Origin of the sequence: Pseudoalteromonas sp. SR41-7 (assembly GCF_014163935.1) — a bacterium.
GTDB classification, from domain to species: Bacteria; Pseudomonadota; Gammaproteobacteria; order Enterobacterales; family Alteromonadaceae; genus Pseudoalteromonas; species Pseudoalteromonas distincta.
Map to the genome: position 1 here is coordinate 112,670 of NZ_JACJEF010000011.1, position 20,434 is coordinate 133,103.

18 protein-coding genes are annotated in these 20,434 nt (G+C 38.7%); 11 read left to right on the forward strand and 7 right to left on the reverse strand.

Annotated elements, in window-relative coordinates; translation table 11 throughout:
- Positions 1-249: 249 nt before the first annotated feature.
- The 3 genes from H5092_RS15025 to H5092_RS15035 all read left to right on the forward strand — a co-directional run bounded on the left by H5092_RS15025 (position 250) and on the right by H5092_RS15035 (position 5,413).
- A complete protein-coding gene (locus H5092_RS15025) occupies positions 250-3,066 on the forward strand; it encodes a TonB-dependent receptor domain-containing protein (RefSeq protein ID WP_182733836.1) in 2,817 nt (938 codons plus the stop codon).
- Positions 3,067-3,234: 168 nt separating this feature from the next.
- Positions 3,235-3,537 (forward strand): H-NS family nucleoid-associated regulatory protein, encoded by a 303-nt coding sequence (locus tag H5092_RS15030; protein WP_007586043.1) that lies wholly within the window; start codon positions 3,235-3,237, stop codon positions 3,535-3,537.
- A gap of 124 nt (positions 3,538-3,661) precedes the next feature.
- Positions 3,662-5,413 carry a DEAD/DEAH box helicase gene (locus tag H5092_RS15035; protein ID WP_182733837.1) on the forward strand — a complete coding sequence of 584 codons (1,752 nt, stop codon included), beginning with the start codon at positions 3,662-3,664 and terminating at the stop codon, positions 5,411-5,413.
- Positions 5,414-5,457: 44 nt separating this feature from the next.
- On the opposite strand, the gene H5092_RS15040 is transcribed toward H5092_RS15035, so the two are convergent.
- Positions 5,458-5,793, reverse strand: a complete 336-nt coding sequence (locus H5092_RS15040; RefSeq protein WP_007378192.1) for a ribonuclease E inhibitor RraB — start codon at positions 5,791-5,793, stop codon at positions 5,458-5,460.
- A 214-nt stretch (positions 5,794-6,007) separates the two neighbouring features.
- Here H5092_RS15040 and H5092_RS15045 point away from each other — a divergent pair, with 214 nt between their 5' ends.
- Genes H5092_RS15045 through H5092_RS15055 form a run of 3 tightly spaced genes read left to right on the forward strand, consistent with a single transcriptional unit; the run spans position 6,008 to position 12,362 of the window.
- Positions 6,008-7,735 carry an autotransporter assembly complex family protein gene (locus tag H5092_RS15045; RefSeq protein ID WP_182733838.1) on the forward strand — a complete coding sequence of 576 codons (1,728 nt, stop codon included), beginning with the start codon at positions 6,008-6,010 and terminating at the stop codon, positions 7,733-7,735.
- Positions 7,735-11,424, forward strand: coding sequence for a translocation/assembly module TamB domain-containing protein (locus H5092_RS15050; protein WP_182733839.1), 3,690 nt, complete (start codon positions 7,735-7,737; stop codon positions 11,422-11,424). Before H5092_RS15045 ends, H5092_RS15050 begins: the two co-directional genes overlap by 1 nt.
- 32 nt (positions 11,425-11,456) lie before the next feature.
- Positions 11,457-12,362 carry a peptidylprolyl isomerase gene (locus tag H5092_RS15055; RefSeq protein ID WP_182733840.1) on the forward strand — a complete coding sequence of 302 codons (906 nt, stop codon included), beginning with the start codon at positions 11,457-11,459 and terminating at the stop codon, positions 12,360-12,362.
- Between the two features lie 204 nt (positions 12,363-12,566).
- On the opposite strand, the gene queF is transcribed toward H5092_RS15055, so the two are convergent.
- The gene (gene queF, locus H5092_RS15060; protein ID WP_182733841.1) at positions 12,567-13,412 is read right to left on the reverse strand and encodes an NADPH-dependent 7-cyano-7-deazaguanine reductase QueF; all 846 of its coding nucleotides are present in this window, start codon (positions 13,410-13,412) and stop codon (positions 12,567-12,569) included.
- Positions 13,413-13,471: 59 nt separating this feature from the next.
- On the opposite strand from queF, the gene syd reads away from it, so the two are divergent.
- Entirely contained in the window at positions 13,472-14,011 is a 540-nt protein-coding gene (syd, locus tag H5092_RS15065; protein ID WP_182682298.1) for a SecY-interacting protein, read from the forward strand.
- Positions 14,012-14,424: 413 nt separating this feature from the next.
- Here syd and H5092_RS15070 read toward each other — a convergent pair whose 3' ends face one another.
- The 3 genes from H5092_RS15070 to H5092_RS15080 all read right to left on the reverse strand — a co-directional run bounded on the left by H5092_RS15070 (position 14,425) and on the right by H5092_RS15080 (position 15,811).
- Complete coding sequence (locus H5092_RS15070) at positions 14,425-15,198, reverse strand: Zn-ribbon-containing protein (protein WP_002958242.1); 774 nt, start codon at positions 15,196-15,198, stop codon at positions 14,425-14,427.
- Between the two features lie 13 nt (positions 15,199-15,211).
- The gene (locus H5092_RS15075; protein WP_007378199.1) at positions 15,212-15,478 is read right to left on the reverse strand and encodes a hypothetical protein; all 267 of its coding nucleotides are present in this window, start codon (positions 15,476-15,478) and stop codon (positions 15,212-15,214) included.
- A gap of 96 nt (positions 15,479-15,574) precedes the next feature.
- A complete protein-coding gene (locus H5092_RS15080) occupies positions 15,575-15,811 on the reverse strand; it encodes a DUF2789 domain-containing protein (RefSeq protein ID WP_002958240.1) in 237 nt (78 codons plus the stop codon).
- Positions 15,812-15,964: 153 nt separating this feature from the next.
- Between H5092_RS15080 and H5092_RS15085 the strand changes: the two genes are divergently transcribed.
- Complete coding sequence (locus tag H5092_RS15085; RefSeq protein WP_182712741.1) at positions 15,965-16,618, forward strand: GNAT family N-acetyltransferase; 654 nt, start codon at positions 15,965-15,967, stop codon at positions 16,616-16,618.
- A gap of 850 nt (positions 16,619-17,468) precedes the next feature.
- On the opposite strand, the gene H5092_RS15090 is transcribed toward H5092_RS15085, so the two are convergent.
- Positions 17,469-17,768 carry a DUF3301 domain-containing protein gene (locus H5092_RS15090; protein WP_002963032.1) on the reverse strand — a complete coding sequence of 100 codons (300 nt, stop codon included), beginning with the start codon at positions 17,766-17,768 and terminating at the stop codon, positions 17,469-17,471.
- Positions 17,769-18,797 carry a DUF3549 family protein gene (locus H5092_RS15095; protein WP_182693624.1) on the reverse strand — a complete coding sequence of 343 codons (1,029 nt, stop codon included), beginning with the start codon at positions 18,795-18,797 and terminating at the stop codon, positions 17,769-17,771.
- 104 nt (positions 18,798-18,901) lie between these two features.
- Between H5092_RS15095 and H5092_RS15100 the strand changes: the two genes are divergently transcribed.
- From H5092_RS15100 to H5092_RS15110, 3 genes are read left to right on the forward strand one after another with little or no spacing between them, the layout of a single operon-like run.
- Positions 18,902-19,222, forward strand: a complete 321-nt coding sequence (locus H5092_RS15100; RefSeq protein ID WP_182733842.1) for a YqcC family protein — start codon at positions 18,902-18,904, stop codon at positions 19,220-19,222.
- Complete coding sequence (gene truC / locus H5092_RS15105) at positions 19,215-19,979, forward strand: tRNA pseudouridine(65) synthase TruC (RefSeq protein ID WP_024597672.1); 765 nt, start codon at positions 19,215-19,217, stop codon at positions 19,977-19,979. Before H5092_RS15100 ends, truC begins: the two co-directional genes overlap by 8 nt.
- A complete protein-coding gene (locus H5092_RS15110; protein WP_010553680.1) occupies positions 19,979-20,428 on the forward strand; it encodes a flavodoxin in 450 nt (149 codons plus the stop codon). Before truC ends, H5092_RS15110 begins: the two co-directional genes overlap by 1 nt.
- The last annotated feature ends 6 nt before the right edge of the window (positions 20,429-20,434 follow it).

Genomic DNA, 20,434 nt, shown 5'->3' on the forward strand with positions numbered 1-20,434 from the left:
TACATTTAATTTCATTTTATTAGCATAGCACCAAAAAGTGGAATATTGCTCTTTGGTTAATGGTGATGATATCGCAATGTGTTAGCTTTTTGTTTCTTTAAGTTGTTGTAAATTAATGTGTTTTTTCGTTGTCAAAGTGTTGACCTTTTGCTTGAGTTGGGCCTACTATTCAAACCGAAATAGGTACTGTGATGAATTGCAGACCGTTTTGAAAACAAAATAATTAAAAAATATTCTAGGGAGAATCCAATGTTAAATAATCAAGTTTCAAAAGCTGTTCGCTTAGCGATAGCTATTGGTGCAGCATCTACAGCTGTATTTTCTGCAAACTCGATAGCTGCTGACGAAGGTGTAGAAAAAGTAGAGCGTATTCAAGTTACTGGTTCACGCATAAAGCGAACTGATATTGAAACAACTGTACCAATTACATCAATTGGCCGAAGCGATATTATTCAAATGGGCGCATTGAATGTAGCCGATGTTTTGAATCAATCTCCGGTCACTATCGCTGGTTCAAATCAATCAAATAGTGCATTCGGTACTACAGGTGTTGGTCTTAACACTACGTCTTTACGCAACTTAGGTTCCTCAAGAACTTTAGTGTTAGTGAATGGTCGTCGCTTTGTATCAGGTGTTTCTCCTTCAAGCGGTTATGCGGTTGACTTAAATGCAATACCAGCATCAATGATTGAACGTATTGATATTCTTAAAAGTGCTTCTTCAGCAGTTTATGGTTCAGATGCTGTTGCTGGTGTTGTGAACATAATTACGCGAAGCGATTTTGAAGGTGTTGAAGTTAACGCTCAAACAGGTGTTTCAGATGAATCTGATCGCGAAAAATATTCTTTAAACCTTACTGCTGGTAATAGCTGGGATTCAGGTAGTGTAACAATTGCTGCTGGATATGATGATGATAAGGGTTTGAAGTCATCCGATCGAGACTTCTCAAGGTATGATGAAGCTATATTTTTGAATGATGAAGGTGGTGAATATGTAGGTGTTCAAAACTCTTCATACCCACCTCAAGGCCGTGTTGGCGGATATAATGCAGATGGTACACCATATGTAGGTGATGAGAATTCATTCAATCGTGCATCTTACAGACAGTTAGTGACTCCGCTTGAGCGTAAATACGCAGCAGTTAACTTTAAACAAGATATTTCAGATAGTGTTCACTCTTTCACGGAAGTAAACTGGAATTCATCTAAAACATACAACTCGACTATTGAACCGACTCCTTTCACTACGGATGATGTATATCTACCTTCACGTGGTGGCGTTGGTGGTATTAAGCTGGGAAGCCCTTTAGTTCCAGATCTTTTACGCCAAAATTTAATGTCTGATAATCCTGATTTGACAATGGATGATAATATCCCAACGCTAGTTCGCCGTATGGTTGAGTTTGGTGCTCGCTCAACAGATTTAGAGCGTGATACTATTCGTATTGCGACAGGTATAGATTGGGAAATTAATGACAACTGGCTTTTAAACTCTTATATCTCATGGGGTAAAACTGACCAGCGCCAAGAAAATGGTGGTCAAATAAATGTTGAACGTGCTGCAAATGCATTAGATGTATATACTAATGCAGAAGGTAACGTTCAATGTTCTAATGATTTAGCAGTACTTCAAGGGTGTGTGCCTTTAGATTTGTTCGGTGCAGGAACTTTGTCTGATGAAGCCGTTGCATATGTAAGATCACCTGCAAAATCTCAAGGTCAAGTTGAGCAGTTTATATTTTCAACAACCCTTTCTGGTGAATTACCAATTGAGTTAGAAGGTGGTATGGTTGGGCTAGCTGTTGGTGCAGAACATCGTCTTGAAAAAGGTTCATACTCTCCAGGTGATTTAGCGCAAACTGGTGCTTCAAGTACAAATAAATCTGAGCCTACAAATGGTAGCTTCTACACTAACGACGTTTTTGTTGAAACTGTTTTACCAGTTCTAGAAAATGTTGAACTAGATTTAGCCGCTCGCTATTCGGACCATGAAATTGTTGGCGGACAAACAACATGGAATGCAGGTGTACAATACTCTCCTACAGATACAGTAAAATTAAGAGCATCAGCAGCACGAGCTATTAGAACTCCAAATATTGCTGACTTATTCGGTGGTAGAGGCGAAACTTTTTCAGGTGTTGCAGATCCTTGTGATGCAATTACTGCATCATCTACAGGAAATGTAGCTGCTAATTGTCTTTCTATCGCTGAAGTGGCTAATAGAGTTGCTGCTGAAGGCGCATTCAATTTGACAACTATTGAACGTCAGAGCACTGGTGGTTATATTGGTGGTAATGAAGATGTAAAAGAAGAAACATCTGATTCATTTAGCGTTGGCGCTATTTGGCAAGTAACAGATGAATTTTCATTAACGCTTGACTACTACGATATTGCTGTAGATGACGCTATTGCTACTACTGCTAGAACAACTGTATTGAACCGATGCTATGGTGTTGATCCATCTGACTTTGATGCTACATGTGGTGGGGCAATACGTGATACTAGAGGTGCCTTGACAGAAGTTAGCTCAGGGACTAGCAATGAAAATGATTTAAGCACAAAAGGTTTAGATATAGAATTAAGTTATAAGCAAGAATTTGCTTTCGGGCAATTATCAGCGGACTTGATATGGAATCATTTGTATGAGTATGTTGAAACATCAATTGAATCTGGTGAAGAGATTGATTACAGAGGTGAGGTATTAACTCCTACTAATCGTGCAAATTTAAATTTAGGCTATACAGTTGATGACTTTGCAGTATCATGGCGCATGAAGTATTGGGCAAGCTCAAATGATAGTAATATTGAAGGGAATCAAAATTTTTCAACGGGAGCCCCTTTAGACAAGTTTAATCGCTTCCCGACTGTTATTTATCACGATCTATCAGGTACTTATAACATCACTGCTGGAACAGACGTTACTTTGTCAGTTCGGAATGTTTTCGATAAGCAACCTCCTGTAGCAAACCAAAGTTCAGTAAGTGGAGCATCAGGTATAAACACTGTTGGTGAAGCTTATGACGTAACTGGTCGTTACTTCCAATTGAGTTTTACTACTAAATTCTAATTGTTATTTATATAAGAACGATAAAAACCGCGATTTTAATCGCGGTTTTTTTATGAATAAATTTTATATACATTAATAAATTATGTGCCGTAGTTATTTTTGAAAAATAGCCTTATACTAAAAAAGAATATTTAAATAATTCCAATCACACAATTTAGCGAGATATAGATGAAAGAAGTCCGATCTTTTATTAAAACAGCATCATTAACGGATCTTGAAAAAGCTCAACAGCTTATCAATGATGCAATTTCAAAATATACCCAGCAGCAAAAAGCGAAACAGGAAGTTTTGGATCTTTTAAAAGAAAAAGGACTTACGCTAGAAGATTTACAAGATGGGGCATCAGACAAGCGCACCAAAGTTAAGCCTAAGTACCGTATGGAACTCAATGGTGAGACTATTGAATGGACTGGCCGTGGCCGTCGTCCTAAAGCGTTTGAAGGTGTTGAGCTTGAAAAGTTTTTAGCTTAAAGCTAAATATAAGAGAAGCTTCGGCTTCTCTTTTTTGTTTACCCCTCAATAAAATATAATTAAAGTCTAAATGTCATAGCAGTAATTTGCTAAAATCCCCTTATTAAAATCTATTTGTTTTCCCATGAGCTATAAACTAAGACCTTACCAGCAAGAAGCCGTAGAACGCACTGTTTTACACTTTAGAAAGAGTAATGATCCTGCCGTTATTGTACTACCAACCGGCGCAGGTAAGAGTTTGGTAATTGCTGAACTTGCCCGTATAGCTAAGCAAAAAATATTAGTGCTTGCTCATGTAAAAGAGCTGGTAGAGCAAAATTCGCAAAAATATAAAAGTTTTGGTTTAGAGGCGAGTATATTTTCAGCAGGCTTAAAAGAAAAATCATTAAACCATCAAGTAACCTTTGCCAGTGTGCAATCACTTTCTCGTAATTTAAATAAATTAAATGAGCATTATTCATTACTTATTATTGATGAATGCCACAGGGTAAATGGGGATAAAAAAAGTCAGTACGGTAAAGTAATAAACAGTTTAAAAGAGTATAACCCTCAGTTAAAAGTATTGGGTTTAACAGCAACACCTTATCGGTTAGGAATGGGGTGGATATACCACCACCATTATCATGGTTTTGTTAAAGGTACTCAAGAAAGTCCGTTTAAAAGTTGTATTTTTGAATTGCCGCTCAGGTATATGATCAAACATAATTATTTAACGCCGCCTAACGAAGTTGATGCAGCAATTAGCCATTATGATTTTTCGTCTTTAGATAGCAATGCATTTGGGCAATATACGACTGATGACATGAATGCGCTTTTAAAAAATAGTGAGCGCGCAACGAAAGCTATATTACAGCAAGTAATTCAATACAGTGAAGAGCGCGAAGGTGTTATGGTTTTTGCCGCTACGGTAATGCATGCTCAGGAAATATTAAGCTACCTACCAGCTCATCAAAGTGCACTTATAACAGGGGATACGCCAAACACTGAGCGCGATAAAATTATTAAGCAATTTAAAGCTAAGCAATTAAAGTATTTAGTTAATATATCGGTACTAACAACCGGCTTTGATGCGCCACATGTCGACTTTATAGCTATTTTAAGACCTACAGAATCGGTTAGTTTATATCAACAAATTGTGGGGCGAGGCTTGAGGCTATCTGAATCAAAAACGGATTGCTTAGTAATAGATTATGCCGGCAATGGTTTTAATTTATTTCACCCAGAAGTAGGTGATAAAAAAGGCGATAGTGATAATGAACCTGTGCAGGTACTTTGCCCAGGTTGTGGGTTTGCGAATATATTTTGGGGTAAAACAGACTCCACTGGCAAAGTAATAGAGCACTTTGGCAGGCGTTGCCAAGGCCTATTAGAAGATCATGATGGGCATAAAGAGCAGTGCGATTATCGTTTTAGGTTTAAAGAGTGTGAGCAGTGCGGTGCCCAAAATGATATTGCTGCACGTAAATGCCATGATTGCGGCGTGGTAATGGCCGACCCTGATGATAAGTTACGTAATGCATTAAACTTGAAAGACGCACTTGTGCTCCGATGTAGTGGGTTATCGGTAACTCAAATTAAAGATGAACTTATTAAAGTAACGTATTTTGATGAAGATGGCGCAAGTTGCGATGAGGTATATAACCTCGAAAATAAAGGCGGGCAATTTATATTTAATAAGCAATTTGGTCAACGTGTGGGGCTTGGGCAAACACCTATTAATTTTAAAACTGCAGAGCAAGTAGTAAACGCACAATTTGAATTAGTACCACCGGATTTTGTTATTGCACGAAAAAGCAAAAAGTATGGTTGGAAAGTGGCTGATAAGCTATTTGACTATAAAGGCAATTTTAGGAAGGCAAATCAGTTAAGCCGTTAAGCTTAACTGATAGAGTACATTGAACTAATACAATTAAAAGGCAACTAAGCCTCGTCACCGTCCATTAATCCCCAGCCGTCACCATATCCATTAAAGCTATTAGCAATGCTTTCAATGTATTGCTCAGCTTGGCCTAAAAGGGTGTGCTCTGGCACCATTTGTACTTGAGTGATTACTTCCCAAACGCCAGTGTCTTTACATTTTTCAAGCTCAGCATTTTGAACTAATGCATCAGAGACTATTTCTTTAGCAAATTTTTCAGCATCGGCTTCTTGTTCAAATAAAATAAAAAAATCGACTTGGTGCATTTTATTTAAATCAATGCCAGCAGCGGCTATTTCGGCTAAAAGTTGGCCGTTATCATCATCAGGGAATTGCATTAAAAACTCATTTAAAATTAATTTTTTATTCGTAGGCACTATTGTAACTAAAATATTGTCTTAACGCGTACTAATTTTAATTATGCTGATACTTATTCAAAGTTAAATTTACGCGTTAGATTGTCATTAAGTTAATGTGTTGCTCATTATGGCTATGCTAATATGCGCGTAATCAGCCAGTTTTATGTAAGATATTAAAAGTAAGGATATTTACTTGTTTATTAAGTTTTTACGTTGCATATGTGTTGTGAGCGCTCTAATTGCGACAAATAGCTATGCTGCAGAAAAAGTCATAGAAGATTACGAAATTAAAGGGTTAAGTGGCGATTTAGAAAATAACGTAGCCCTTTATCTCAAGCAATTAATTGGTGAAAAACCAACCCGTACACTTCGTCGTTATGCCCAAAAGCAAGTACAAAATAGCATTAAAGCTCTTGGCTATTATAGCCCGACCGTCGAGGTTATTTATGATAAAGACGACAGCGAGTTAATTGTTAAAGTTGAGCGAGGTCCTGCAACTCGCATAGAAGCAATTAATATTACGCTAAACGGCGATGGCCAAAATGATACTCAATTACAGGCATTAATTAAAAATACCAACTTAAAACAAGGTGATGTTTTAAATCATGGTAGATACGACTCTGCTCATAAAAAAATAGAATCTATGCTATTGGAGCTTGGCTATTTTGATGCAAAGTGGCCAGCGCGCAAATTAGAAGTGTCACTTAAGAAAAATAGTGCTGTTATTACTTTTGTAATTGATACTGGGGTTAGATATCAGTTTGGCGATATAAAAATTGCCAGTAATACGCCTGCTGAAAAATACATACGCTCGCTTGCGCCTTTTACTCAGGGTCAACCTTATAAATCAACACATATTGCTGACTATAATTTGGATTTATCAAGCACCCCTTATTTTGCAAGCGTGCGAGTTTACGCCGATATTGCTGCGCGTAAAAACAGCCAAGTACCTATTAAGGTAGATGTGTTGCACAAGCCTGCAAATAGCTATGAAATTGGCGGCGGTTTTAGTACTGACTTAGGGCCCAAAGTGCGTTTTAAATGGAGTAAACCGTGGATCACAGAAGACGGCCATTATCTCGAAACTAATTTAAATGTGGCGCAAAAGCAGCAAGATATTTCCATGGCTTATACCATTCCAGTTGATGATCCGAATGATGATTTATGGCGTTTTTCTGCTGGATATAAATTAGAGGATGAACTTACAAACGATACCTACAGTGAAATACTCACGGGGCAAATTCAGCGCCAATGGTTAACCGAAAATAAGTGGGTGCGCACTGCATTTTTACGCCGCGACCAAGAAACCTACCGCATCGGTGATGAAGAGGAAGAAAGTACCGAAATGTTAATGCCGGGCATTAGCTACGCCCGCAAAAAATCAAAAGGCGGCACGACTCCATACTGGGGAGAGCAGTGGCTTATATCTGCTGAGTTTGGCTTAGATGATGTGCTTTCGAGTACTAATCTGATTAGGGTACAAATGCAACATGCGTGGTTACGTACATACTTAGAGAAGCATTTAGTGTTTTTAAAAGCAAATGTTGGTGCAATGCTTGTTGATGATATTGAAAACGTACCTTACTCACTGCGCTTTTATGCAGGTGGCGATCAAAGTGTTCGTGGTTTTGCGTACCAATCAATATCGCCGGAAAATGATGATGGCGACCTCATCGGTGGTAAATACTTACTAACCAGTACAATAGAGTACAACTATCAGTTTGCTCAAAACTGGCGCGCAGCTTTATTTGTTGACGGTGGTACAGCAACGAATGATTTTTCTGATGACTTTGAAGTAGGCGCTGGTTTTGGTTTTCGTTATTTAACACCCGTTGGCCCAGTGCGTATAGACCACGCTTGGGGATTAACAAAAGAAAGTAAAAGCACACGTTTAAGTATTACCATAGGGCCAGAAATTTAATGTCAGTATTAAAAAAGATAACAGCCGCCGTAAGTGCTATTTTTGTCACGTTAGTTGTCGCACTATTTTGTTTGTTATTTACCGCACCCGGTAATCAATTTATTGCTTATAGTGCAAACAAAGCGGTAGATGGACTACATATCGAAATTAAAGATGGCCGTTTTATTTATAATGATGCCTTTAATGTGCGCTTTACTAGCAACGGATTGGATTTTAATGCACAACAATTGAAAATTGATTTGTTTTGGTGGCAGTGCGATGGAATTTGTATAGATAACTTAAGTGCTAAATCTATAAATTTAACATTACCAAAAACTGCAGAGTCACAAGAAGAAGCCGCTGCAGAGCCGCTTGAAAAAATCAGCTTACCTTTTAATATTGCTGTAAAAAACATTGCGATCAATAAATTTACTCTAGAGCACCCAAGTGCAAACGTAAGCGTTAATAACTTTAAACTCTCAGCAAAAGCAGAGGGTTCAAAGCTGACGGTTAAAAGCCTGAATATTCCCACCATACTTGTTGCTTTAAAAGAGCAAGAACAAGATGCGAAAACACAAACGGCGCAAAATACTCAAGCGCCTTTAACGCACCTACCCGCATTACCTAATATAGAATTTACTTCGCCACTTGACTTAGTTGTTGAAGACTTTGAAATTGCTAACATTACGATTGAGCAAAACGAAGCCCAGCATGTTATTGAAAACATCTCGCTGCAATTAAGTGTGGAAGATGCGGTTATTAATTTAGAGTCATTCTCAGCAAAGTATGAGCAGTGGCAGCTTAATACGCATCTTAACGCTGAGCTTGCAGGGAACTTGCCCGTAATAGGGGATGTTGTTTTACAAAGTGATAAGCACCAAGCCAACTTGCAGTTGAATGGTGACTTATCAAATCTAAACTTAAATTTAGAAACGCAGGGACAATATCCGCTTAGCTTAACGGCAACGGCAAATTTAAAGCAAAAAAACTATCCGTTTGAGTTAAATGGCAAAATTAAACAGTGGCTTATTGATGCACAAAGTAATGAGCTTAAAGTGCGAAATGTAAGCCTCAATGCACAAGGTAACGCCGACGATTACCAGCTTAGCCTGCAGGGGAATAGCCAATTAGGCGCGTACCCAGCTGTTGACTTAAATACCCAATTAAAAGGCAGTCTCACCAAAGCAACTTTACAAGCGCTAAGCATTAAAGCGAACGAAAGCAGTGTAACTATAAAAGCCAATGTTGATTGGCAAAAAGGCATACAGGCTAACTTTAATGGCACGCTTGCTAACTTAAAAGCGCAGTACTTAACTGATGCCGCTACCAGTGATATTTCAGGACAGTTTAAAGGCTCGTTTAATGCAGCTGACGACAAGTGGCAGCTACAAATGAATAATACAAAGTTAAACGGATTACTTAACGACGTGCCACTAGAATTTGCCTCAAACTTTAAGCTTGACAACACGTTAAAAGCTAATATTGATAGTTTTTATTTAAGTAGCGGCACCAATAAATTAGCACTAAGCGGGCAAGTTGATGACACTTGGCAGGTTGATGGCAAAGTAACGCTTAAAAGTGATGAAAAAGCTAATATTCCATTTACTGCCGATGGCAACGCAAATTTAAAAGTAAGGGGGGAAAGGTTAACGCCCTCTGTTGATTTAGCGCTAATACTCGATCGCTTTATTTTTGATGAAATAAACATTAATAAATTATCAGTAAAAGGGCAGTTAGATACCGCAGCCGATTGGCAAACCGATGTTTCGGTAAGTGTTGGTTCGGCGCTTGTAGCCGAACAGCAAATTAATAGCGTTAAAATTGATATTAGCGGCGACAAAACAGATCACCAACTTACGGCATCTGTAGATGCTGAGCAAGGCAGTGTAGAGTTTGAAGTTAATGGCAAAATTAATAATACCACTTGGAATGGCGAGCTTAGTAATGTAACGCTCAGCGATAAAAAGCTTAGTTTTAGTAATACTAAAAATATTGCCATTATGGTTAATACGCAAAGTGGCGACTTTGATGTAAGTGCACATTGTTGGGCATCTGAGCAAAGTAAATTGTGCATAGACACCTTAGCCCAATCAAAAAACCTCGGTCAGCTAAATGCTAAACTAAGCAACTTAGCACTTGAGGAGCTTAAGCACTTTTTACCTAATAGCATTCGTACTCGCGGTAATATAGCGGGCGATGTAGCACTTAATTGGCAAAGCGGTGCGCTTAAAACATTACGCGCAAATATCGATTCTAGCGACTTAGAAGCGGTGCTTACCTCGGAAGAAGATCGTTTTAAATTACCAATCGAAACTCTAACTATTAGTGCGTTTTCGGATTCTCAAGTTGGCAAGCTTGAAGCTAATTTAGAATCAAGTGTGCTTGGTAAAATAAACACACAAATTGATATTGACGACATACAAAATAAGCAAACCCTTAACGGCACTATAAATATTGATAAAATACTCCTTTCAGATTTACAACCATTTCTTGAAACCCTTGAGCAGTTAAAAGGTGATATTAGCGGAAAAATCGCATTAGCAGGTACGTTAAAAGATCCATTATTAAATGGCGAACTTAATGTGAGCGATATTAGTTTAGAGGGCGAGCAATTACCTATAGCGCTGCAAAAATCAAATATAAACGTATTGTTTGATAAAACAACAGCCACAATAAAAGGCAACTTAAACGACAACCAGGGCGGTAAAATAAACCTCACCGGTGACGTTGATTGGCAAGGTGCGCAACCTGCTGTAAATGTGGCGGTAGTTGGCGAGCAGTTTTATGTACGTGCGCAGCAAGGGGTTACTTTTAAAGTATCGCCGGATTTAAAAATAGGCTTGGCTAATAATGCACTCAAGCTTGCTGGTGAGGTAGTTGTGCCTTACGGTCGTATAATGATTGAAGAGCTTCCTGAGGGCGCAGTGCAAGTTAGCGATGATGAAATTATTGTTGATCAAAAAACCGAGGCCACAGAAACAGTTCCATTTGATTACGACATAGATTTAAAAGTGATTGTTAAAAACGATGTAAAAGTAGAATCGTTTGGCTTGGAATCAAAAGTTGCGGGTGATTTAGCGATAAAAATGAGTCAAGGTGCGCCAATTATAGCCACAGGTGAGCTTAACTTAATTGAAGGTACTTACTTAGCCTTTGGGCAAGATTTAATAATCAGCACCGGGCAAGTCGGTTTTAGCGGTTCAATTGAACAACCATTTTTAAATATTAAAGCAATACGTAACCCCGATACGACTGCAAATGGTGTGATTGCAGGGGTTACGCTCACAGGTAATGTTGAACAACCAACGCTCAAAATATTTTCTGAGCCTGCGATGGATCAAGCTCAAGCACTCGCATATTTACTTAATGGCCAGCCTTTAGGTGATGGAGAAAGTTCGTCAAGCGATGCTATGCTTACACAGTTATTACTTTCTCAAGGGGTTAGCCGCAGCGAAGGGGTTGTTTCTAAGGTAGGTGAAACCTTTGGTTTGTCAGATGTAAGTTTAAGCTCATCAGGTAGTGGTGATAGTACCAAAGTAGAAATATCAGGATACGTAGCACCCAGTTTGCAAGTTAAATATAGTGTGGGTGTATTTGATTCGCTCAGTGAAGTGGCTGTGCGTTATCAGTTACTTTCTCAGTTATACATAGAAATAACGAGCGGCCTATATCAAAATGTTGATGTGCTATATAAGTTTGATTGGGAATAACCAAAACTATAATAATTATAAGGATATAAGCGATGAGGAAAATTATATTGCCAGCTCTGCTTAGTGTTTTATTGAGCGGTTGTGCTCAACAACTTGGTAATGGTGTTGCTAAACAAGAGCTACCTTTATTGAGCGCGAGTGAGGTAATTGCTAGTGCAACAGATAATGACTGGCGAGTAGTGAACGCCCAAAATATTTTAAAGATAACGCTGCCAACGGGCGATGCGTATATTGAGCTTAATGAACAACTTGCCCCAAAGCACGTTCAAAATATTAAAAAGTTAGCACGAGAAGGGTTTTATAAAAATACCAGCGTTTATCGGTTTGTTGAGGGTTTTGTAGCGCAAGGTGGCGACAGCTTGGGTAAAAAGTTAATTAAAACTGCGGATAAAACAGTCCCTGCTGAGTTTTATTTAAAAACAAACAAACCACTTTTAATTACTGAGCTAAATGGCGACGGGTATGCACCAGTTACCGGCTTTTTAAACGGCTTTGCAGTAGCTCAAAACTCAGCACATACGCAAACATGGCAAGTGCATTGTAGTGGCGTGTTTGCAATGGCGCGCGACAACGATATAAATAGTGCGAGCACGGAGTTTTTTGTAACGATAGGGCAAGGCCCGCGCTACCTTGATAAAAATATTACGGTGTTTGGTCGAGTGCTCGAAGGTATAGAGCATTTTAACCGTTTAGCGCGTACACCAACTGAAGGAAAAGCATTTAACCCAATTACCAATATACAAGTACTTGGTGATGTACAAAGCGATAAAAGTATATTTAAAGTGATGAAAACAAACTCATCGGTGTTTAAAAACTTGATCAGTGCTCGTAAAAACCGTATTGAACCATGGTTTGTTAAATCACATAACTACGTTGATGTGTGTGGTATGCCTATACCCACTAAGCGCGAAGTTATACCAATTCCAATAAATAGCTGATCTATTTTACTTGCTAAAACAACCCATTTCTTTGTTGTAAATTTCGCAAAGGGAACAACCATTTACATCAATTTACGCCTAGAACTGAATTATTTTTTCGGCGTAAAATTTAGATCACATACTTAATGGAATTGGTATTAATTAAAAAATGTAAAAAGGAGCCTAGGCTCCTTTTTTAATACTCATGTTCCAGTTTAAAATAACCTACTGACGATTAATTTTAACTGCAAATGGCGTATCGTTATAATGTGTAGAGCGATACGGGTTTATATCAAGCCCGCCGCGACGAGTATAACGCGCGTAAACTTCTAACTCTTTAATATTAAGTTGTGTTGTTAAATCGCTATAAATACGCTCAACACACTGCTCATGAAATTCGTTATGTGTTCTGAATGAAATTAAATAACGCAATAACGACTCACGGCATATTTGCTCGCCTGTGTATCGTATAATTACACTTGCCCAGTCAGGCTGGGAGGTAATTAAACAGTTCGATTTAAGTAAATGGCTGTAGAGCGTTTCAGTAACTACTTCATCACTTTTTGCTTTAAGTGAATTAGCATCAATATCGTAATTATTAATTTCAATATCTAAATCATCAATACATTCACCAGGCAGCGCTGTACACGGTAAGCAATTGTAATCATCAGGATTATATAAAGTCACTTTGACAGAGCTGTTAACCGCGTTTGATAAATCATCAATTAAATGCTGTTTTACTACATCAATGCTTTCAAATCGGGTTTGGTTAAAGCTATTTAAATAAAGTTTAAACGACTTTGACTCAATAATATGGCTGCTTTGGCACTCAAAGCTAAATAAGGCCACGGCAACTTGGGGTTTACCTTTAATGTTTAACCATGAAAGCTCGTAACCTGTCCAAATATCTTGGCCTTTAAATGGAAGCTCTGCTTCGTCAATATTTAAAGCATCACGATTTAGTTTGCGCGCAATAGGGAAAAGCAAGCTTGGCGTGTACACATCTACATACTCAGTAGATTGGCCTAATACGCTACCTTTAAGGTCTGGAGAATTGCTGTAATCTGTCATGTTTGCTCTTAAATAGTTACAATAGGGACATTATATCTAATTTAAATGAGTTTCACAGTATGTCTGTTGCATTGCTTATAGAACAACTTCATCAAACATTTAGCGAAAATACCCTTAAAAACACTACAAAGTACCCACTTATTGCGCACGACGAGCAATGGCCAAGCCCATGTGAAGTTGGTGAGGTTGACGAGCAAGGAAACATTCAATGGCAGGGGGCGCGTCAGCAACCTGCAGGTTCGCTTAATGATTTAGCCAGTGCACTAGAACTTGAGTTTCCAAAAGCGCTTAGCGAGCTATACGGACATATGTACGGTGGAAGTATTTTAGCAAGTATTGATGGGCATCAGGTTGAATTACTACAAGCATGGAACGAAGAAGACTTTAATTTGCTACAGCAAAATATAACGGGCCACGTTTTAATGAAACGCAAGCTTAAGCAGCCAGAAACAGTGTTTATTGGTTTAACAGATCAAGATGATTTACTAGTAAGTGTATTGGTGCACACTGGTGAAGTATGTTTAGAGCATGTAGGCAAAAAAACACACCATGTACTTGCACCTAACATTAATGCTTTTTTAAAGGCATTAGAGGTTTAAAACGTGTTTTATAAATCAGCTTAGCGTCATCACTAAGCTGATTTTTAGAGCCATTACTAGGGCGTGTTGACCTTTCGTGGTTGATTTTGCAGCTGTATGTGCAAGGCAGAGCCTATGTAGTGTGGTTACTCCCCATAAATAGGCGATAACGAAGCATAAATGCCAAACATGCGCTGCCCTTTGAGTTCTTTCTAGGGACGGTTTACTCTTTGTTGCCTACATGGATGTAGGTAAGGGGCGTGAGCAGGACGCGGAAGCTTTGCTCGGTTTTTACTTATTCTTACATGGATGTAAGCCAGTAGGGTAACGCAGGAGCAGTTACCGAGCCCACTAGGTTACAAACCTCGCGCCGCGATTAAATCGTCCCTAGATTGAGCAAATTTCAATCCACAAAGGTCAACACGCCCTAATGGTTACTGAAAATCCCACGATATATTAGACACTAAGCCACATGGCTCACACCTAAAGTCGAATAACCCAAACCACGATTCAGGTAATTTCCAGTCGCCATTACAACTAGGGCACTTTCGTTCAAGTTCAGACGCTTTATCTACGCCGCCTACACGGTATAAATAATAATAGGTTGGCTTTTTAGTTAAAAAACTAATTCGCTTTGTTATGTCTTTTCCGCGTCTGTATAAGTCGCTTTGAATACTCGATATTTCTTCAAGCGCCGGAAACTCACAACGGGTTGCGCCATTAATTTGAATTTGATCGCAGGCTTGCCAATCTTCTTGCCATTTTATAAGCGTTTTATAGTCACCATTAGCAATTGCCGGAATACGAAATAGCGGCACAGGCAAAAAGTCATCACCACAATAAAGCGGGCTGCACGTATGCACATAGGTTGTATATAAAATATAACTTGATGGTTCTTTGCAGCAATCAGCGCCGTTGGAGTGAATATCTTGTCCGATCACTTTTACTTTTGGCGCAAGTAGCCCAGCACTATGTAACTTTTCGATACTGTGCTTAACAAACGGGCTGTTATTTAGCGGGTGCATTGCATCTTCAGTAGGGCACATTACGCGGGTAATAAAAAATCCATCTTTTAAAACGGTTGGAAATTCTTCCCCCATTATTTGACCATTAAAACGCAGTGCATTTACTAAGCGATTTATTGCTTGTTCGGCTTGTTCTAGGGTGGTGTCTTGGTAGCAATCAAAAGTTAAATCAACAACGAACATTTATAGTCTCAAATTATTTTTGTTCTAGCAGCGCAAGAAGTTTATCGAGTTTTTGCTCAATTCTATCTAATTGACTTGTTTTAAGCTCAGTATTATCTGACTGCTGTGGGTTTCTCATGAAGTTATTAATTGAATCAGGATTGTTTTTATATTGGCTTACTGCTGCAATAATCATAGGCATTGGAACCGGTTGCGCCAAACGGCTTTTAGTTAGTGCTACAGTAGGGGTTTTGCCTTCATCGAGAAGGGCTTTGATTGCATCAAATACAACTGAATTCATTAGATATATAACTCTTTAATAAAATAAATACGCAGCATATAAATGCTGCGCAGATGCTATGTTAGCAATAAATAAGGGAGGGTACATTAAATAAAATTACTTACTTTGACGAATGCGTACATCTAACTCGTCAATTACTTCACTCCAATCTCCGTCTTGTGCAAGGGATTCAGCTAAAAAGTGCTGTTGTGCCTCATCCCAAAAAGAAGCTTCTTGGAGTAATGTTGTGTCTTCTAATTCATGTGAGGCAATAAATGCATCTATTTGCTCATCACTATTTGGTAATCCAAGCTGTGCAAAAAGTGTGTTAATGTCGTGTTTTGTCGTATCCATGATATTGCTCCTTTAAATGAATGAAAATTCATACTAGTACCTAACTGTACCTCCTGCTAGTTAAACTCTCGCTGAATTTACGGTTAATAATTTTAGGTATATAGTTAGGTTTAAAGTTAAACAGCCTATAGCTAAAATAATAAAGGAAATACAATGAGTGTAACCACACCAGCTGATACGTTCAGCGTACAGTATTTAGCTGCAGAAGATATTAGTACTGCAGCGAGCCTAATTTATCAGGCTTATCATGACGATCCTGTATTACTAAACATGCTTAGCTACAATGACGAAAATAAAACAGTTTACGAAAAAAAATTACGATCATTAATTCGCGAAGAGCTCAGTAGTTTTTGGCAAGAAAAACAGCCATTAATTGGTTTATACCGCAACGATAAATTAAAAGCAGTAGCGTGTGTATTTGAATCTAATAGCCAATTACAAGCGCAGCGTTATTGGCACTGGCGTTTAAAATTAATGCTGAGTGCGGGATACTTACAAACAAATCAATTAATAGATAAAGAACAAACAATTAGAGACGCCCTTAAAGAGAAAGGCAATTACTATTTTTTAGCTTTTATTGCCGTAGATCCGCATTTTCATGGACAAGGCTTTGGTCGTTACTTACTACGCGGGCTTGACGACTTAGTTAAATGCAACGCTGAGTCAACAGGGATGGCTGTATTTGTAACACGTAAGGAGCACATTGAATTTTTTAAAACTGAAAAGTTTGAAGCATTTAAACACCTTACTTTTAACCAAGTAGAGGGCGAGTTACTGTTTAAATCAATAATTGAGCCAACTATTTAAAATTATAATGTAAGCCAATGCGCCCAAACGGACATAAGACCGTGAGATATATCTCACATCATCGTAAGCATTGTCACTTAAAGGCTACTAATAAGTAGCTTTTTTTGTTCTAAGCTATTGTTCTGCAGTATTTATTTTGTTTTTTCATTTTTGTGACGTTTATTTATTTAATGTTAAGTCCTATTTCTCTCCCCTGATTGCTTTAAACTTCTCTTTGTCAAGACGACATAGCTCAATGATTGAGTTACTGCCAAGGATAAGGAATAGGCAACATAGCAGACGCTAGCAGGAAGCATAAAGGACAAGCTAAAATGGATACAAGGAAGAATAAGGAAGTGCATGAAGCACTTAGTAGCTAGGAGTTACTTTAGGATAATCACGGATGACGCTACAGGAAGTAGCAGGAGCGTTAGTTTACGCAGGACTGCCAAGATGGCAAGTGGACATTGCAGGATGCAAAAAGTGGCAGGAGCTACTTTAAAGGATTACCAGGGATGATGCTACGGGACGTAGCCAAACGATAGATTTCGTGGGTTTGCCAAGATGGCTATGGATATTGCAGGATGCAAAAGTGGCAGGAGCTACTTAAAAGGATTACCAAGGATGATGCTACGGATGTAGCCAAACGATAGATTTCGTGGGTTTGCCAAGGTGGCCATGGATATTGCAGGATGCAATGTGAGGGTAAACAAGGTTGTTTACTCGTTCAGGGGATGATAATACGGATTTAAGATAATGGATATCTAGCAGGATGCAGTCCAATTGGGGCGTAACTTTAGTTACGCCTTAGTTTTTTGTGTTGAATTAAATTTATTAATTTAAGACACATACTCTTAAAGTATATTAAGTTTTATATTTTATGCGGTGGAACAACCACACTTTTCAAAAACTCATTTTCCATAATTAACACACCTTGATAAGCATTTTCACCATCGCTTGAAAATTCAAATATAAATTCACTTTTAATGCCTGGCTTGCCGTTCTTTAAAAAACCAAAGCGGCGTTTTGTGCATGCAACACTCATCAACTGCACCTGCAGTTGCTCACTTTGACGTTTAGCATGAACGTTCGCCGCTTCAGCAACCTTTCGGTTAAGCCAAAATAAGTAAATTACACTACCAATAAGTATGAACGTCCATAAACTTGCCATTTAAGAGAATAACCTTCCAATTGCACGCGCGAGGGTTTCGCTACGATTTTCTTTACGTAATAAGCCTAATAAATGCGGGCGAATAGTTGGTATTGCAACTAAGTCAGCAAAAATACTTGGAAACAATTCTTCAATTTTTTGATGATGCGCGCAATTATCCATAAATACATGTAAGCGTTCAGGGTTTTCTAATTGTTTAAAACACCGCCCAGCGATTGTTAGTAACACGTCAGAGTCGTGCTTCACTGGTGAGCTTAGTACAGTATCAACTAATTGAGCGCATAACCCTTGAGCTTGACCTTTTGAAGCTGATCTTAGTGCTGCGGTTATAGCTAATGTATCGTTATTACTAATTGCGGTCTGTGTGTAATCAACAAGTAACTCACTCATTGATGTTGGTATTTCAACGTGTTCAAGCATGGCACTGAGTGGTTGTAGTACTTCAATAGGTAAATGCGCCCATGCTTTTTGCAGATTACTTAAGTTTGTATCGCTGTCTAAGCGTAGTGCAAAATCGGCAATACCCTGTAGTGCAACACTTTGCCAATTATCAAAACCAATTTTACCGCTAAAGTACAATTGTGCATGCTCGTAATACTGCGATGCAGGCTGTTTTAATAGTACTTTTACTTGGGCGTTAAATGCCGCTAATTTATTTGCGTTTGGTGTAAAAACATAAGGGTTATTATCAAGCTTTCCATCGGCTTGCTCGCCTGTAATTTCAGTGCCTAGCGCTTGAATAACCATATCAGCAAAGTGATCGCGACTAGCACTTACCAGCATACTTTGCTCATCAAGGGGGAATTTTAAAAACCATACATACGGTTCTTTACTGGCTTTAGTATCCCAAAATTGAATAGCGAGCCATGCATGACCAGCAAGTGGATAAGGGTAAGGCACTTGAGCTTGTTCAATAGCTAAAAATTGTTTTTTATCAAGCTTAGTAATGTGCCTGCCAATATCAAAAGCACGCCACTGAGTACCCGCACCATCTAAAAGCTGACCTAATGTAGCTATTTGATCACTCATTGTTTTCTCAACTGTTTTTACTGCAAAATTACATTAATTATACGTCATAGCCGCTTGTGAGGGAACAGGGTATAATTGCATTACATATATAAAAGAGGGTGGTTATGTACCAGCAAACCCAAACTTATTTAGTGCAGCTAACGGCACTTTTACAAAAACACGCGCTTTGGCAAAGTGAGCCAATAGACGCTGATGCACTGCTTTCAAATACTCCTTTTTGTCACGATACAATGGCATTTGAGCAGTGGTTACAGTTTGTATTTATTGACAAAATACAGCAATTAATAACACATAGGCAACCACTGCCGCGTAACTTTGCTATTGCCCCTATGGCGCAAATGACACTTGTGAATAAAGCCGGAAGCGATGAAATTATTGAATTACTAACAGCCCTTGATACCTTTTTAGGAGAACCAAATGAGTGAGCGTCCAGCGCCTATTGAATATGGCGAGCTGACTATTTTGTATCAAGATGAAAACTATGTGGCTATAAATAAGCCTTCAGGTTTATTAGTGCATCGCTCGTTTTTAGATAAACACGAAACCCAGTTTGCTATGCAAATGTTGCGCGACCAGCTAGGGCAACATGTATTTCCAGTACATAGGCTCGATAGACCTACGTCGGGCGTATTGCTGTTTGCATTGAACTCGGAAGCTGCTCGCGATATGAACCAGCTATTTATTGAAGGCACCATTGCTAAGCGCTATTTGGCCTTAGTGCGCGGCTTTGCGCCAGAGTCAGTATTTTTAGATAAACCGCTTAAAGAAGAACTTGATAAAATAGCCGATAAGTTTGCAGATCAAGATAAAGCACCGCAAGAAGCGCAAACCCAGTTTAATTGCTTGCACCAAGCTGCATTGCCTATTCCTATAGGTAAGTATCCAACAGTGCGTTACTCGTTAGTTGAGTGTTTTCCAAAAACCGGGCGAAAGCATCAAATTCGCAGACACTTAAAGCACTTATCACTGCCTATCATTGGTGATGTAAATCATGGTGATAACCAGCATAATCAATTTTTTAGAGAGCATTTTGAGCTAAGACGCTTAATGTTATTTGCAACAGAGCTTAGTTTTGTGCACCCTTATAGTAATGAATCAATAACAATTAAAGCGCCACTAGGTGAAGACATGCTTGAAATATGTAAGCAGCTAGGTTGGCCAGAGCAAGAAAAGGATTATTAATGGCACATATTAGTATTTTTGTAGGCAGCGTTAATGGCGGTGCAGAGCGTTTAAGCGATGAAGTTGCAGCCACAATAGAGCAAGCGGGTCATACTGCTACAGTAATTACAGAAGCATCGCTTGATGATATAAAAAATGCATCGCATATTTTAATTGTTACCTCCACAACAGGCCAAGGTGATGTACCGAGTAATTTGGCCGGATTGTACTTTGCAATGAATAGCACTTTCCCAATGCTTACCGATAAACCGTTTGGTGTAATTGCAATGGGTGACAGATGTTACGGCGATACATTTTGTGGCGCAGGGCGAAGCTTTGACGAGCTACTTCGTGATTTACAAGCAAAGCCTGTGGGCAACCGCCTAGAAATAGATGCATGTGAAGATTTTGAACCGTGGCCGGTAACCGAGCCTTGGTTAAAAGTATGGCTAGAAAAACTACCTGCTTAATCCTTT

Bases quoted from the DNA above. Each gene is read 5' to 3' on its own strand.
- H5092_RS15025 (WP_182733836.1), top strand. From the start codon at position 250: ATGTTAAATAATCAAGTTTCAAAAGCTGTTCGCTTAGCGATAGCTATT.
- H5092_RS15030 (WP_007586043.1), top strand. From the start codon at position 3,235: ATGAAAGAAGTCCGATCTTTTATTAAAACAGCATCATTAACGGATCTT.
- H5092_RS15035 (WP_182733837.1), top strand. From the start codon at position 3,662: ATGAGCTATAAACTAAGACCTTACCAGCAAGAAGCCGTAGAACGCACT.
- H5092_RS15040 (WP_007378192.1), bottom strand. From the start codon at position 5,793: ATGCAATTCCCTGATGATGATAACGGCCAACTTTTAGCCGAAATAGCC.
- H5092_RS15050 (WP_182733839.1), top strand. From the start codon at position 7,735: ATGTCAGTATTAAAAAAGATAACAGCCGCCGTAAGTGCTATTTTTGTC.
- H5092_RS15055 (WP_182733840.1), top strand. From the start codon at position 11,457: ATGAGGAAAATTATATTGCCAGCTCTGCTTAGTGTTTTATTGAGCGGT.
- queF (WP_182733841.1), bottom strand. From the start codon at position 13,412: ATGACAGATTACAGCAATTCTCCAGACCTTAAAGGTAGCGTATTAGGC.
- syd (WP_182682298.1), top strand. From the start codon at position 13,472: ATGTCTGTTGCATTGCTTATAGAACAACTTCATCAAACATTTAGCGAA.
- H5092_RS15070 (WP_002958242.1), bottom strand. From the start codon at position 15,198: ATGTTCGTTGTTGATTTAACTTTTGATTGCTACCAAGACACCACCCTA.
- H5092_RS15075 (WP_007378199.1), bottom strand. From the start codon at position 15,478: ATGAATTCAGTTGTATTTGATGCAATCAAAGCCCTTCTCGATGAAGGC.
- H5092_RS15080 (WP_002958240.1), bottom strand. From the start codon at position 15,811: ATGGATACGACAAAACACGACATTAACACACTTTTTGCACAGCTTGGA.
- H5092_RS15085 (WP_182712741.1), top strand. From the start codon at position 15,965: ATGAGTGTAACCACACCAGCTGATACGTTCAGCGTACAGTATTTAGCT.
- H5092_RS15090 (WP_002963032.1), bottom strand. From the start codon at position 17,768: ATGGCAAGTTTATGGACGTTCATACTTATTGGTAGTGTAATTTACTTA.
- H5092_RS15095 (WP_182693624.1), bottom strand. From the start codon at position 18,797: ATGAGTGATCAAATAGCTACATTAGGTCAGCTTTTAGATGGTGCGGGT.
- H5092_RS15100 (WP_182733842.1), top strand. From the start codon at position 18,902: ATGTACCAGCAAACCCAAACTTATTTAGTGCAGCTAACGGCACTTTTA.
- truC (WP_024597672.1), top strand. From the start codon at position 19,215: ATGAGTGAGCGTCCAGCGCCTATTGAATATGGCGAGCTGACTATTTTG.
- H5092_RS15110 (WP_010553680.1), top strand. From the start codon at position 19,979: ATGGCACATATTAGTATTTTTGTAGGCAGCGTTAATGGCGGTGCAGAG.